Raw genomic sequence first — 14,529 nt, forward strand, 5'->3', positions numbered from 1 at the left:
GCCGGGGGCAGGAGGCCGGGGGCAGGAGGCCGGGGGCCGGGCCCCGGAAGCCGTTACTGTCGGGGCGCCCGGTTAGCGTGGGACCTTCGACCACTGGGGGAGAGCTTGAGGATTCTGCATACGTCGGACTGGCATCTGGGACGCTCGTTCCACCGGGTCGGCCTGCTCGACGCCCAGGCCGCCTTCCTCGACCACCTGGTGGCCACGGTCCAGGAGCGCGCGGTGGACGTGGTGCTGGTGGCGGGGGACGTGTACGACCGCGCCGTACCGCCGCTCAGCGCCGTGGAGCTGTTCGACCGCGCGCTGCACCGGCTGGCCGGGGCCGGGGTGCCGACGGTGATGATCTCCGGCAACCACGACTCGGCCCGCAGACTCGGCGTCGGCGCGGGGCTCATCGGCCGCGCCGGCATCCATCTGCGGACCGACCCCGCCGACTGCGCCACGCCCGTACTGCTGGCCGACGGCCACGGCGATGTCGCCTTCTACGGGCTGCCGTATCTCGAACCGGCCCTGGTACGCGACGAGTTCCGGGCGGCCAAGGCCGGACACGAGGCGGTGCTCGGCGCCGCGATGCGGCGGGTACGGGCGGATCTCGCCGCCCGGCCCGCCGGGACGCGCTCCGTGGTCCTCGCGCACGCGTTCGTCACGGGCGGCGAGCCGAGCGAGAGCGAGCGGGACATCACCGTCGGCGGCGTCGCCTCCGTACCGGCCGGGGTCTTCGACGGCGTGGACTACGTCGCACTCGGACACCTGCACGGCGCGCAGACGCTCGACGACCGCGTGCGCTACTCCGGCTCCCCGCTCGCCTACTCGTTCTCGGAGACGACGCACCGCAAGACGATGTGGCTGGTGGAGCTGGGGGCGCGGGGCGCGATCGAGGCCGAGCGGATCGACTGCCCGGTGCCCCGCGCGCTGGCCAGGATCCGGGGACGGCTGGAGGAGCTGCTGGCCGATCCGGGGCTGGCCCGCCACGAGGACGCGTGGGTCGAGGCCACGCTCACCGACCCGGCCAGGCCGCACGAGCCGATGGCCCGGCTGGCGGAGCGCTTCCCCCACGTGCTCAGCCTGGTCTTCGACCCCGAGCGCGGGCAGGACGACCCGCTCGCCTCGTACGCCCGGCGGCTGGCGGGCCGCACCGACCAGCAGATCGCGGAGGACTTCGTGGCGCATGTACGCGGCGGCTGCGGCCCCGACGAGCGGGAGGGCGCCGTGCTGCGCGCCGCCCTCGACGCGGTCCGGGTCGAGGCGGCCGTGCGCGAGGTGACCCCGTGAGGCTGCACCGGCTGGCCCTCACCGCCTTCGGCCCCTTCGCCACCGCCCAGGAGGTGGACTTCGACGAGCTGTCGGGCGCCGGGATCTTCCTGCTGCACGGCCCGACCGGCGCCGGGAAGACCTCGGTGCTCGACGCGGTCTGCTACGCGCTGTACGGCTCGGTCCCCGGCGCGCGGCAGAATCCGGGCACGACCCTGCGCAGCGACCACGCCGCTCCCGGCACCCCCACCGAGGTCACGCTCGAACTGACCGTCGGCGGAAGGCGGCTGGAGTTCACCCGGCGGCCCGCGCAGTCGCGGCCCAAGCGGAAGGGCACCGGCCGCACCACCGAGAAGGCCCGGAGCGAGCTGCGCGAGTACGACGCGGCGAGCGGCGGCTGGAAGGCGCTGAGCCGCTCCCACCAGGAGATCGGCGAGGAGGTCAAGCAGCTGCTGGGCATGGTCCAGGACCAGTTCTGCCAGGTCGTGCTCCTGCCGCAGGGCGACTTCGCGCGCTTTCTGCGCGCGGACGCGGAGGCGCGCGGCAAGCTCCTCGGCCGGCTCTTCGACACACGCAGGTTCGCGGCGGTCGAGGAGCGCCTCGCCGAACAGCGCCGCTCCGCCGAGCAGCGGGTACGCCAGGGCGACGAGCGCCTCCTCGCCGTCGCCCAGCGCATCGCCCAGGCAGCGGGCGACGGCGTGGCGGGCGCCCGCTCCGAGGCGCCGCCGCCGGAGGGCAGGCCGGGCGACGTGGGGCTGGCGCCCGCCGTCCTGGAGTGGGCGGCGCTCACCCGCTCCGCCGCCCGGGAACGCGCCGACATCGCCGCCTCGGCGCTGATGGCCGCCGAGCGCGGGGAGGCCGCCGCGCGGCGGGCGCTGGACACCGCCCGCGCACACGAGGCGGCCCGGGAGCGGTACACGCAGACGCTGCGCCGCGCGGCGGAACTCGAAGCGCGGCGCCCCGAACACGACCTGGCCGAGGCGGCGTTGCGCGGCGCCCACCGCGCCGAACTGGTCGCGCCCGCGCTCGCGCTGCGGGACGAGGCGGACCGGGCGCACCGGGACGCGGACCGCGCCCGCGCGTCGGCCCGCGCGCTCCTGCCCGCCGACCGCGCCGAGGCGGGCGCGGAGCAACTCGCCGCGCTGGAGCGGTCGATGCGCCAGGAGCTGGGCGCGCTCGACGCGGCCGGGCGCGACGAGGAGCGCGACGCGGCGATCACCGCGGAACGCGCCGAGCTGGACCGGCAGGCACGGGCCGACGAGGAGATCATCGCCGAGACGGAGGACCCGGCCGGCTGGGAGTCCCGGCGCCGCGCCCTCCAGGGCCGGGTCGAGGCCGCGCAGGAGGCCGCCGCCCGCGCCGAACGGCTGGTCGGACAGCTCGAACCCGCCGTGCAGCGACTGGCCGCCGCCCGGCGGCGCGACACGCTCGACGCGGAGCTGGCGGCGGCGCTCCGGTACGCGACCGACACCGCGAGCCGGGCGGTCGCGGCCCGGCAGAGCTGGCTCGACCTGCGGGAGGAGCGGCTGAACGGCATGGCCGCCGAGCTGGCCGCCCGGCTGGTCGACGGTGCCCCGTGCGCCGTGTGCGGCTCCGCCGACCACCCCGCGCCCGCACGGGCGGCCGAGGGCCAGGCCGATTCGGCGGCCGAGGACGCGGCGCTGACGGAGTATCAGCGGGCCGACGCCGTACGGGAGGAGGCGGAGAGCGCGCACGCGGCGGCGCGGGAGCGGCGCGCGAGCGCCCGCGCCCAGGCCGGTGACTCCACGGTCGCCGAACTGGCCGCGCTCGTCGAGCGGCTGGAGGGCGAGCACGAGCGGGCGCGCCGTCTCGCGGGCGGTACACACGCGGCCCTTGAGACGCTCGCCCGCGCCGAGCGCGAGTACCGGGAGCGGCTCGCCGCGCACCACGAGGCGGAGCGCCGGGTGGCCGCCCGTACCTCGCGGTGCGAGGTGCTCGACAGCGAACAGGACGCGCTCAGGGCCGGGTTGACCCGGGCCAGGGGCGACGCGGGCAGCGTCGCCGAGCGGCGCGGGCGGCTGGCGGCCCTGGCCGGCCGGATCGCCGCCGCCGCGGAGTGCGTACGCGCCGTCGAGACCACCGCGCTGCGGCTGAAGGAGGCCGACGACCGGCTCGCGGGCGCCGCCTTCCGCGCCGGGTTCGACACCCCGCGCGCCGCCGCCGAGGCGCTGCTGACCGACGCCGAGCGGAGCGCGGCACAGCGTCTGGTCGACGCCTGGCAGCGGGAGGCCCACGCGCTGGCCGAGCGGCGCCGGGAGCCGGAGGCACAGGAGGCCGCCGCGCGTCCGCCCGTCGACATGGCGGGAGCGTCCGAGGCCCACCGCGCGGCGGAAGCGGCCCTGCGCGCCGCCGCGTCCGCCGTCGGCACCGCGCGCGAGCGCTGCTCCGAGCTGGCGCGGCTCTCCCGGCGGGCCGATGCCGAGGTGCGGGCTCTGGGGCCGGTGCGCGAGGAGTACGACCGGGTGGCCCGGCTCGCCGGGCTCACGGCGGGCACCTCCGGCGAGAACGAGCGCCGGATGCGGCTGGAGTCGTACGTACTGGCGGCCCGGCTCGAACAGGTCGCCGCGGCGGCCACCGTACGGCTGCGGCGGATGTCCTCCGGCCGGTACGGGCTGGTGCACTCCGACGCGCGCGTCGGCGGCCGGGGCCGCTCGGGGCTGGGGCTGCGGGTCGTGGACGCCTGGACCGGCCGGGAGCGGGACACCGCGACGCTCTCCGGCGGCGAGACCTTCTTCGCGTCGCTCGCCCTCGCGCTCGGGCTGGCGGATGTCGTCACGGAGGAGGCGGGCGGTGTCCGGCTGGACACGCTCTTCATCGACGAGGGGTTCGGCAGCCTGGACGAGCAGGCGCTGGACGAGGTCCTCGATGTGCTGGACTCGCTGCGGGAGCGTGATCGCAGTGTGGGCATCGTCAGCCATGTCGCGGATCTGCGCCGCCGTATCCCCGCCCAGCTGGAGATCGTCAAGGACCGGCGCGGCTCGCTGGTGCGACCGCGGCGCGGAACCCCGGCGCGCTGAAGGGCCGTACGGGACGCGTGGTCCGTCCCGTACGGCCCTCCTTCGGCGCGGCGTCAGTCCGTCGCGCCCGCCGTCACCGCCGGGCCCGCCGTGCCGCGGCGGGCCCGCAGCAGCGAGACCAGGACGGCGACGAGCGCGCCGGCCACCGCGTAGGCGCCGATCACCAGGAGGGGGCCGGTGATGCCCTCGGCGCCGAGGTAGACGACGCGGCGCACGGTGTCGGTGCCCGCGCCGTTCGGCAGCCACCCGGAGATGGACCGCCAGAACGTCGGCAGCAGCGAGGGCTGGTAGGCGCCGCCCGCCGACGGATTGCCGAGGATGACGAAGACCAGGACCGTGATGCCGATCCCGATGACGCCGAAGAGGGACTGGAAGGCCATGGTGACCGTCGCGGCCGAGAGGACGAGCAGCGCGCCGACCCCCCACAGCGCCAGGAAGTGACCGGTCAGCGCGCCGAGGACGGAGTCCGCGACGAGCGCGCCGCCCAGCCCGGAGAGGATCGCGTACGGCACCATCGCGCCGAGCCGGAAGACGGCGCGGCGGGCGGTGAGCGGCCGGGCCCCGGCGGCGACCCCCAGCAGGGCGGCGACGAGATAGCCGCCGACGATCCAGCCGATGACCAGGTAGAAGCCGCTCAGCCCGCGTCCGTCGCCCGACTGGAGCGGCACGATGTCCTGGGCGGTGACCGTGCGCCGCTGGTCGGCGTCGGCCCGGGTGATCACGGCGGTGACGGCGTCGGCCTCCGCCTTGCCGCCGCCGGAGGCGACCAGCAGGGTGTCCTCGGTGCCGCTGGGGTCGACGAGGAGGGCCGCAGCGGCCCGGCCGGTACGGATCCGCTCCTCGGCGGCCGCGCGCGAGGCCACGGGTTCGGCCTCGACGGGGGAGGAGGCGATGCCGTTGAGCCCGGCGACGGTCTGCTGCGACACCTGCGCGGGGGCCACCACCGCGACCGGGATCTTGTGCGGCTTCGGAGCGTGGAAGGCGCCGATATAGGACAAAATAAAGCCAAGTTGCAGCAAGAGGACACCAGCGATGAGCAGTATCGTGCGCAACTGGACGGCGTCCCGCAGTTCGGCCCAGAAGCCCTGCGGGCTCGTTTCGTCCGGTGTGCTCATGAGGGAACCCTTCGGGTGGGGGAGCGGCGCCGATCGCCCGGCCGGTCGGGACCGGAGTCCGCGGGACCGGGGTCGGTCGGATCATCGAATACAATTATGTATCCGATTCAAAAATGAATCGCAAGTTGGAGTGCGACCTTGGGAGTGTCACCGTGCCCGCTGCCCCGAAGCCGTCCGATGCCCCCGGCAAGTCGCCCCGCGTCACCAAGCGCCGGGCCGAGACCCGCGCGCAGCTGCTCGCCGCCGCCGCCGAGGTGTTCGCGAAGAAGGGGCTGGGCCGGGCCTCCATCGACGACGTGTGCGCCGGCGCGGGCTACACGCGCGGCGCGTTCTACTCCAACTTCAAGACCCTCGACGAGCTGATCCTCGCCCTCTACGGCGACCGCGCCGCCAGGCTGATCGCCACGGTCGAGGCCGCCGCCACCTCGGCGGTCGCCGAGATCAGGGCCACCGCCGACCCGGCCGCCGAAGGGCCCGCCGGGGTGGCGGAGCTGGTGGAGGTGGTGACCCGGGTGGTGGCCACGCTCTCGGTCGACCGCGACGACCACCTCCTGCACCTGGAGTTCACCGCGCACGCCGTCCGCGACCCGCGGGCCGCCGAGGCGTTCGTGGCCCACCGGCGCACCGTGCGCGACGCGCTGATCCCGGTGGTCCGCGTCGCGCTGCGCGCCCTGGGCCACGACCCCGGCGACGCGCAGCTGGAGCGGATCACGCGCGCGATGTTCGCCGTACGCGACGGCATGACCAGCCAGGAGGTGCTGGAGCCGGGCAACCCCGAGCTGCCCCGGCTCCACGAGGCGCTCATGGCCGCGACGATCACCGCGCTGGAGTGATAGGGATGGGTCCCGACGGTCGGGTGCGGCAGGGGCGTTGATTCCCGACGCCGAGAAACAGCACCGACCGGCGACGCCCACGGAGGACCCCATGCCCGCACTCCCGCCGCCCACCCCCGACGCACTGCGCCGCGACCCGCTGCCGCTGCGCGGCCGTACCGCCCTGGTCACCGGGGCCAGTCGGCGCGGCGGCATCGGCTGCGCCGTGGCCCGGCGGCTCGCGGCGTACGGGGCGAGCGTCTATCTGCACCACCACGTCCCGCACGACGCGGACCAGCCGTGGGGCGCCGACCCCGAGGGGCCGGAGGGCGCCGCCGCCGCCGTACGGGAGGCGCGCGCCGACCCGGACGCGCGGGTGGTCCACGGCCCCGCCGACCTCGCCGCGCCCGACGCGCCCGCCGCGCTGATCGCCACCGCCGCCGGGGCGCTCGGCGGGCGGCTCGACATCCTGGTCGCCAACCACGCCCTGAGCGGCTCAGACGGCCCGCTCGACACCGTCGACGCGGCCATGCTCGACGCCCACTGGGCCGTCGACACCCGCTCGGTGATCCTGCTCGTCCAGGCGTACGCGCGGCTGCGCGCCGCGCTCCCGGCCCGTACCCCCGGGGGCCGGGTCGTGATGATGACCTCGGGCCAGGACCTCGCGGGCGGGATGCCGGGCGAGATCGCCTACGGGCTGGCCAAGGGGGCCCTCGCCTCGGCGACCCGCTCCCTGGCCACCGCGCTCGCCGACGCGGCGGTCACCGTCAACACCGTCAACCCCGGTCCCGTGGACACGGGTTACCTGACGGGCCCGGCGTACGACGCGGTCGCCGCGCTGTTCCCCGGCGGGCGCTGGGGCATGCCCGACGACCCGGCGCGGCTGATCTCCTGGCTGACCACCGACGAGGCCGAGTGGATCACCGGCCAGGTCATCGACTCGGAGGGCGGATTCCGGCGCGGCTGACCCGCCCGCCGTCCCGAGGCCGCCGACGGCGCCCTACCGCCGGTCCCGGCCCGCGCGGGCCGGGACCGGCGGAAGGACCGGCAGGACCGGGGCCGACGGGATCGGGACCGGCCGGATCGGGTCAGAGCCTGGACAGCTCCTCGACCAGGTCGTCCAGGCCCAGCGAGCCCTGCGACAGCGCCGCCATGTGCCACGCCTTCGCGTCGAAGGCGTCGCCGTGGGCCTTACGGGCGTTCTCGCGGCCGGTCAGCCAGGCACGCTCGCCCAGCTTGTAGCCGATCGCCTGGCCCGCCATCGACAGATAGCGGGTCAGCTCGCTCTCCACGAAGTCCGCCGGACGCCCGCTGTGGTCGCCGAAGAACTCCTGCGCCAGCTCCGGGGTCCAGCGCTCGCCCGGGTGGAACGGCGAGTCGGCCGGGATCTCCAGCTCCAGATGCATCCCGATGTCCACGATCACCCGGCAGGCGCGCATCATCTGCGCGTCCAGGTACCCCAGTCGGCGTTCCGCGTCCGGCAGGAAGCCCAGCTCGTCCATGAGCCGCTCCGCGTACAGCGCCCAGCCCTCCGCGTTGGCGCTGACCTGCCCGACCGACGCCTGGTAGCGGGAGAGCTGATCGGCGACGTGGGTCCACTGGGCGATCTGGAGGTGGTGTCCTGGCACGCCCTCGTGGTACCAGGTCGAGACCAGGTCGTACACCGGGAAACGGGTCTCGCCCATGGTCGGCAGCCAGGTGCGGCCGGGGCGCGAGAAGTCCTCCGAGGGGCCGGTGTAGTACGGGGCGGCGGCGCCGCCGGGCGGGGCGATGCGCGACTCCACCTTCCGTACCCGCTCGGCCAGTTCGAAGTGGGTGCCGTCCAGCGCCTCGATCGCCTCGTCCATCAGGCTCTGGAGCCACTCCCTGACCTCCTCCACGCCCTCGATGTGCTTGCCGTGCACGTCGAGATGGGCGAGCGCCTCCCAGGGGCCCGCGCCCGGCAGGATCTTCTCGGCCTCGGTCCGCATCTCGGCGAGCAGCCGGTGGTACTCGGACCAGCCGTACGCGTACGCCTCGTCGAGGTCCAGATCCGTACCGTTGTAGAAGCGCGCCCAGCGGGCGTAGCGCTCCCGTCCCACGGTGTCGGGCGCGTCCTCCACGGCCGGTGCGTACACGTCGCGCATCCAGTCGCGCAGCTCGGCGACGGCGGCGGTGGCGGCGCCCGAGGCCGCGTCGAGTTCGGTACGGAGCGAGGCGGGGCCCGCCGAGGCGAACTCGTCGAACCAGCCGGTGCCCGGTCCCGTGCCCGCCCACTCGGTGAGCTGCCCGACGAAGGTGGCGGTGGGGCGCGGGCCGCCCGGCAGCTTGCGTTCCAGGCCCAGGGCCAGCGAGGCGCGGTATCCGGCCAGCGCGTCGGGGACCGCGCGCAGCCGGTCCGCGAGGGCCGCCCAGTCCTCCTCGGTGTCGGCGGGCGTCACGGTGAACACCTCGCGGACATGGTGCGCGGGCGAGTGCAGATTGCTGACGAGGCGCAGCCCCTCCTCGGCGTCGTGGACGGCGAGTTCGGCGGTCAGCCGCTCGCGCAGCAGCCGTCCGCAGCGCCGCTCGGCCTCGCTGTCCGCGCCGGGCAGGGCCTCGGCCGCGTCGAGCCGGGCGAGCGTGGCGCGGGCGAGGGCGGCGAGGGCCTCCTGCCCGGCCGGGGAGAAGTCGGGGAGGAGGCGGGAGGACTCCGCCACCCCGAGGAAGGTGCCCGTGATGGGGTCGAGTGCGATGAGTGCGTCGACGTAGGCGTCGGCGACCTGGCGGGGCAGCGCGCTGCCGGGGGTGGTGTCTGACATACGGCCATCCTCTCCAACGGGGAGCGCCGCGTCACACCCATGGTGCCCAGGACGTACCGGCATTGGCCTGATCCAAACGGAAGATCCTGGGTCCTGCCGTCGAAGTCCCGCCTGCCGCGCGGCGCCCGGCACGCACGCGCGCGGCGTTGTCGGGGGCGCCCCCGTACCTCCGGTACGGGGGCGCCCCTCCGCCGTGCGGGAGTGCTCGGCATCCGTGGGAAGCGTCGAACGCCGAGGCGCGGGGAGCGGAGCGAGCGCGGCGCACCGGGCGCCGAGGGGCCCGCCTTTGGGACGGACGGCGCTACTTCGCAGACAGGTCCTGGCGGCCGGCCTGCTCGTGGCCGGCCGGCAGGGAGCGTACCGCCGCCTGTTCCAGCCGGGCCGTGATCACGAGCGTGCCCTCGTCGATCTGGTAGTCGAGCGGCAGTCCGAGGCCGCGCATGGTGGCGACCATGCCCGTGTTGGACGCCTGCGTCACCGCGTACACGCTGTCGCAGCGGGCCTCCTCCGCGAGCGCCACCAGTCGGCCGAGCAGCTCCGAGCCGATACCGCGCCGCTGCCAGGCGTCCTCGACGATCAGCGCCACCTCCGTCTCGTCCCCGTCCCAGAGCAGATGCCCGAGGGCGACGAGCCGTCCCGAGGCCGTCTGGACGGCGAGCGTACGGCCGAAGCGGGGGCTCAGCAGATGGGCCAGATAGCCGTCCGCGTCGCCCACCGGACCGTGGTAGCGCAGCCCGAGCGTGCGCGTGGAGCAGCGGGCGTGCAGGGCGAGGGCGGCTTCGAGGTCGTCGCCGTCGGCGCGGCGGACGGTGATCTCCTCGCCCGCCGGGAGGGTCAGCACGTCCTGGCCGCGCGGGATGCGCGGGCCGAGCCGGGCGTCCAGCTCCACCAGGGCGCGGGCGCGGGCGAACTCGGTCGGGGTGAAGGGGAGATGGGGGCGCTCGACGCTGATCGTGCCGCCGTTCGGCTCGCGCAGCCGCAGCTCCGTTCCGTCCAGCACGCCTTCGACGGGCACGGAGTCCTCGACGGCGTGCCCGTCGGCCGCCGCGGCGGGCCGGGAGTGGATCGTGCAGCGGCCGAGCAGCTGGCGCAGGGCGAGCGGCAGCTCCGCCGCGTCCAGGGCGGTACGGGTGGCCAGGCCCAGGACCCGGGTCGGGGTGTCGACCAGGTCGTGGGCGTCGGCGCGCTCGATCCAGGTGTCGACGCCGCCCGCCGCCGCGACCTCACGGGTCAGGTCCTTCGCCTGGAGCGTGGCCGGGGCGCGCAGCAGGAACTCGTCCACCGTGCCGTCGGCCAGCGGATGCGTCTGGAGGGTGAGGATGTCGACCCGGTGCGCGGCGAAGGCGCCGCACAGGGCGGCCAGGCTGCCCGGCTCGTCGCGGACGGTGGTCCGCATCCGCCACAGGGCGCGTTCCCCGGGGACGGCGGCGTCCCGCTCCGCGGCGACCGGCGCCGGTCCGCCGGGTGCGGGCCCGGCGCCCGACGCCGGTGGGGCATGGCCGTGCCTCCGTGCCCACCAGACGTGGAACATGGCGGTGGCGATCAGCGCCACCGCCGAGGCGACCAGCAGGAAGGCTCCGTCGGGTCCGTGCGCGATCATGTTCGCCAGGGCGTCGGCGACGGCGACGGCGGTGAACAGGGCGGCCAGTTCGACAAGGTCCCGCCGCCAGTGGTGCGGACGGCGGGCACTCTTCGCGGAAGTCACATCGGTCATGACCTCACTCTGACGCAATGGTGTTGCGTGATCACGAACGGTTTGTGACTGATGGGTTAAGGATGGAAATGTTCCATTTTGAGCCACGCTCGCCCGTTCATGGCCTGGAACGTTCCCTTCCGCGCCCTCTTCTCACCGGTCGACCCGCCTCACTGGCCGACCCGGCCCGGCTGGAGCACCTTGGTGAACAGCACCGTACCGCCCTGCTCCCGCAGCCGGACCGTCAGTTCGCCGCTGCCGCCGTCGATGGACACCTCGCCGAAGAGCGGCGGGGTCTCCAGCGGTGACGCGTTCTCCCGGCTGGGCGCCTTGACGAAGACCCGGTCGGGACCGAACGTGGCGTCCAGCGCGCTGGCCGGGAACTGCCCCGCCGCGAGCGGGCCCGTCACGAACTCCCAGAACGGCTCGAAGTCCTTGAACGCCGCCCGCTCGGGCGTGTAGTGCTGCGCCGAGGTGTGGTGGACGTCCGCCGTCAGCCACAGCGTGCCGGTGATCCGCCGGTGCTTGATGTACCGCAGCAGCTCCGCGATCTGCAGCTCGCGACCCAGCGGGGCGCCCGGGTCGCCCTGCGCGACGGCCTCGATGTCCGTCGCCCCGTCCGGCACGACCAGACCGAGCGGCATGTCGGCGGCGATCACCTTCCACACCGCGCGCGACTTCGACAGCTCGCGCTTCAGCCAGTCGAGCTGCTCCGCGCCCAGGATGCCGGTGGTGTCGTCGGTCTGCCGGCCGGGCGAGTTGGCGTTGCGGTACGTGCGCATGTCCAGGACGAACACGTCGAGCAGCGGGCCGTGGCCGATCACCCGGTGGACCCGCCGGTCCTCGCCGCGCGCGTGCGGGGCCGAGAGGGGGAAGTACTCCTGGAACGCCCGGGAGGCGCGGGCGGCCAGCACGTCGACGCTCTTCTCGGTGTACCGCTCGTCGTCCAGGGTCTGCCCGGGATACCAGTTGTTGCGCACCTCGTGGTCGTCCCACTGGGTGATCGAGGGGACCTCGGCGTTGAAGCGCCGTACGTTGGCGTCCAGCAGGTTGTAGCGGAAGTTGCCCCGGTACTCGTCGAGGGTCTCCGCGACCTTCGCCTTCTCCCGCGTGGTGATGTTGCGCCACACCCGGCCGTCGGGCAGCGTCACGCTCGGCGCGATCGGCCCGTCGGCGTAGATGTTGTCGCCGCTGGAGAGGAAGAAGTCCGGGTTCAGCCGGCGCATCTCGTCGTACACGCGCCAGCCGCCGATGTCCGGGTTGATGCCCCAGCCCTGCCCCGCGATGTCGCCCGACCACACGAACCGCACGTCCTGGCGGCGCCGGTCCGGCGCGGTACGGAACGTGCCGTACACCGGCTCGCCGGTACGGCGCGGGTCGTCCGGGTCGGCCAGCGTCACCCGGTAGTGCACCTGCTCACCGGCGGGCAGCCCGCGCAGCGGCACGGTGCCGGTGAAGTCCGTACCGGTGCCCAGCAGCGGGCCGTGCCAGCGCTGGGAGCGGCGGAACGAGGAGGTGGCGGAGGTCTCCACGACCATCCGGGCGCGCCGGTCGGAGCGCACCCACACCAGCCCGGACGACGAGGTCACATCGCCCGCCTGGACCCCCCACGCGGCGCGCGGCCGGCCGGAGAGAGCCTGCGCGGGCGCGGCGGCGGCCAGCGCGCCGCCGGGCAGGGCCAGGGCCGCCGAGGCGGCGAGGGAGCCGCGCAGCACGCTGCGCCGCCCGGGGGTGGAGGCGGTGGGATCGGGAGTGTTCGTGGTGCCGTGCGACATCGGTGTGTCTCCTGGGCAGATCGGGACGCCGTGGGTGTCCCGTCATGCCTAACGCCCCGCGGCGGCCTCGGGGCGAACCCCGAGTGAACAACCGCCCGGAGCCGCTCGGCGGCGGCGTGGTCCGGCGGGCGGCGACATCTCCCGTGAACTGGACAACCGGCGCGGCGTCGGCTGGGATGGCGGGGTGGCGACCGACACCGCGGACACCGACGAGTTCGAAGCCCACCGGGGCCTGCTGACCGGTGTGGCCTACCGCATGCTCGGCCGTGTCGCCGACGCGGAGGACGTGGTGCAGGAGGCGTGGCTGCGCTGGAGCGCGCACGACACGGCGGACGTCCGCGAACCGCGCGCCTATCTCGTGCGGATCACCACCCGGCTGGCCGTCGACCGGCTGCGCCGGGCGTCCGCGCACCGCGAGGCGTACGTGGGTTCCTGGCTGCCGGAACCGGTGGTCACCGCCTACGGGCCCGCCGTGCCGGACACGGCCGAACGCGCCGTGCTGGCCGACTCGGTGTCGCTCGCGGTCCTGATCGTCCTCGAATCCCTCTCTCCACTGGAGCGCGCGGTCTTCGTGCTGCGGGAGGCGTTCGGCTTCCCGTACGCCGAGATCGCCGCCGTCCTGGACCGGGGCGAGGCGGCGGTACGGCAGCTCGCGGGCCGCGCCCGGCGCCATGTCGAGGAGCGCAGACCGCGCTACGACGTCGACCCGGGCGCCCGCCGCGAGCTGACCGAGCGGTTCCTCGCGGCGGCGGGCGGCGGCGACCTGGAGGCGCTGCTCGCCCTGCTCGCGCCGGACGTACGGCTGGTCTCCGACGGCGGCGGCAAGGCCAAGGCGGCGCGCAGGGACATCGTGGGCGCCGACAAGGTGGGCCGTTTCCTGGTCGCCATCGCGGCCGAGGCCGCGCTCTACGACCTGCGCGTCATGGAGTTCAACGGCGCGCCCGCCCTGCTCGCCCTCATCGGAGGACGGCCGGACCTCATTCTGCAACTGGAGAGCAGGGAAGGCCGGGTGGAGACCGTCCATATCGTACGCAATCCCGACAAGCTCGACGGCACCGAGCCGGGACGCCTCACGGTGTAGCGCGCCCCGCGCCCGTACGAAAAGCCTGTGAACACCCCGTGTTCCGGCACCGTTTCTGCCCGCAACCCGCGCAGGATTGGTCTTGACCAACGACCGGGGTAGTCCTATCGTCGCTTTTAGTGCAGGAACCTTTAATAAACAAGGGCACGGAATACCCGCCGGTAGACGGCGATTGCGGAGGATCAGGGTGGGGACCACGCAGCTGGGAACGGTGCCGGAGCCCAAGTACTGGCATCTGAGGACCGTGCTCGCCGAAGCGCTCGACACCGAGTTCGCGGTGGGTGAGATCCTGCCCAACGAGCGCGAACTCGCCGCCCGGTTCGGAGTCGCCCGCGCCACGCTCCGGCAGGCGCTCGAACAGCTGGAGCTGGAAGGCAGACTGCAGCGCCGCCGGGGCGTCGGTACGACCGTCGCGCCGCCGCGCCTGGGCGTGGACGTCTCGACCCCGACGCACGTCTGGCCCGGCGCCGACCAGGACGCCTGGCAGCCGCGCGACTGCGTCCTGGCGCCCGCGCCCGCCCCGGTGGCGCGGCTGCTGGAGACGGCGGCCGACGAGGCCGTCCACACCGTCCGCCGGGTCCGGGTCACGCACGGCCAGTCCGTCGCCGCCGAGCTGATCTACGTACCGTCCGCCTCGGTGCCCGAGCTGTCGGCCATCGACGCGCCCTCGGGACCGGCGCGCGCCCGCAGCGTGCTGCGCGAACTCCGGCGGCCCGCGCTGGACGGCCAGGACCGCGCCGTGGAGCTGGGCTCCGCGCGCGCGGACGACGCCAAGGAGCTGGACCGGCTGCCGGGCGCCCCGGTCCTGGTGGTCACGACGCGCTACGCGGTGGCGGGCCGGATCGCCGCCGTATCGGTGGCCACGTACCGCGCGGACACCTGCCGCCTCACCTTCGGCGAGTCGGGCGACCTGGAGATCAGCGACCAGCCGCAGGAGCGCCGGGCCTCCTGACGCCGCCGGTCCCGCCGCTGACGGTACGGGCC

Annotated in this window: 10 protein-coding genes; 6 read left to right on the plus strand and 4 right to left on the minus strand. The window is 75.0% G+C overall.

Annotated features, from left to right (window positions below):
• The first annotated feature begins 105 nt into the window (after window positions 1-105).
• A complete protein-coding gene (locus DVH02_RS25670) occupies window positions 106-1,272 on the plus strand; it encodes an exonuclease SbcCD subunit D (protein WP_114626228.1) in 1,167 nt (388 codons plus the stop codon).
• A complete protein-coding gene (locus tag DVH02_RS25675) occupies window positions 1,269-4,289 on the plus strand; it encodes an AAA family ATPase (RefSeq protein ID WP_114626229.1) in 3,021 nt (1,006 codons plus the stop codon). Before DVH02_RS25670 ends, DVH02_RS25675 begins: the two co-directional genes overlap by 4 nt.
• Before the next feature lie 53 nt (window positions 4,290-4,342).
• Here DVH02_RS25675 and DVH02_RS25680 read toward each other — a convergent pair whose 3' ends face one another.
• Complete coding sequence (locus tag DVH02_RS25680; RefSeq protein WP_114626230.1) at window positions 4,343-5,404, minus strand: DUF3533 domain-containing protein; 1,062 nt, start codon at window positions 5,402-5,404, stop codon at window positions 4,343-4,345.
• 113 nt (window positions 5,405-5,517) lie between these two features.
• Between DVH02_RS25680 and DVH02_RS25685 the strand changes: the two genes are divergently transcribed.
• Both DVH02_RS25685 and DVH02_RS25690 read left to right on the plus strand, forming a co-directional pair.
• Window positions 5,518-6,237 (plus strand): TetR/AcrR family transcriptional regulator, encoded by a 720-nt coding sequence (locus DVH02_RS25685; RefSeq protein ID WP_114626231.1) that lies wholly within the window; start codon window positions 5,518-5,520, stop codon window positions 6,235-6,237.
• Between the two features lie 91 nt (window positions 6,238-6,328).
• Complete coding sequence (locus tag DVH02_RS25690) at window positions 6,329-7,183, plus strand: SDR family oxidoreductase (protein ID WP_114626232.1); 855 nt, start codon at window positions 6,329-6,331, stop codon at window positions 7,181-7,183.
• A 121-nt stretch (window positions 7,184-7,304) separates the two neighbouring features.
• Here DVH02_RS25690 and DVH02_RS25695 read toward each other — a convergent pair whose 3' ends face one another.
• The 3 genes from DVH02_RS25695 to DVH02_RS25705 form a co-directional block, all read right to left on the minus strand.
• Entirely contained in the window at window positions 7,305-8,996 is a 1,692-nt protein-coding gene (locus DVH02_RS25695) for a DUF885 domain-containing protein (protein WP_114626233.1), read from the minus strand.
• 301 nt (window positions 8,997-9,297) lie between these two features.
• Window positions 9,298-10,710 carry a GNAT family N-acetyltransferase gene (locus DVH02_RS25700; protein WP_114626234.1) on the minus strand — a complete coding sequence of 471 codons (1,413 nt, stop codon included), beginning with the start codon at window positions 10,708-10,710 and terminating at the stop codon, window positions 9,298-9,300.
• Between the two features lie 149 nt (window positions 10,711-10,859).
• Window positions 10,860-12,464 (minus strand): alkaline phosphatase D family protein, encoded by a 1,605-nt coding sequence (locus DVH02_RS25705; protein WP_114626235.1) that lies wholly within the window; start codon window positions 12,462-12,464, stop codon window positions 10,860-10,862.
• 184 nt (window positions 12,465-12,648) lie between these two features.
• On the opposite strand from DVH02_RS25705, the gene DVH02_RS25710 reads away from it, so the two are divergent.
• Window positions 12,649-13,545, plus strand: coding sequence for an RNA polymerase sigma-70 factor (locus DVH02_RS25710; RefSeq protein ID WP_114626236.1), 897 nt, complete (start codon window positions 12,649-12,651; stop codon window positions 13,543-13,545).
• Window positions 13,546-13,732: 187 nt separating this feature from the next.
• Entirely contained in the window at window positions 13,733-14,497 is a 765-nt protein-coding gene (locus DVH02_RS25715) for a GntR family transcriptional regulator (RefSeq protein ID WP_114626237.1), read from the plus strand.
• The last annotated feature ends 32 nt before the right edge of the window (window positions 14,498-14,529 follow it).

Origin of the sequence: Streptomyces corynorhini, from assembly GCF_003346515.1 — a bacterium.
GTDB classification, from domain to species: domain Bacteria; phylum Actinomycetota; class Actinomycetes; order Streptomycetales; family Streptomycetaceae; genus Streptomyces; species Streptomyces corynorhini.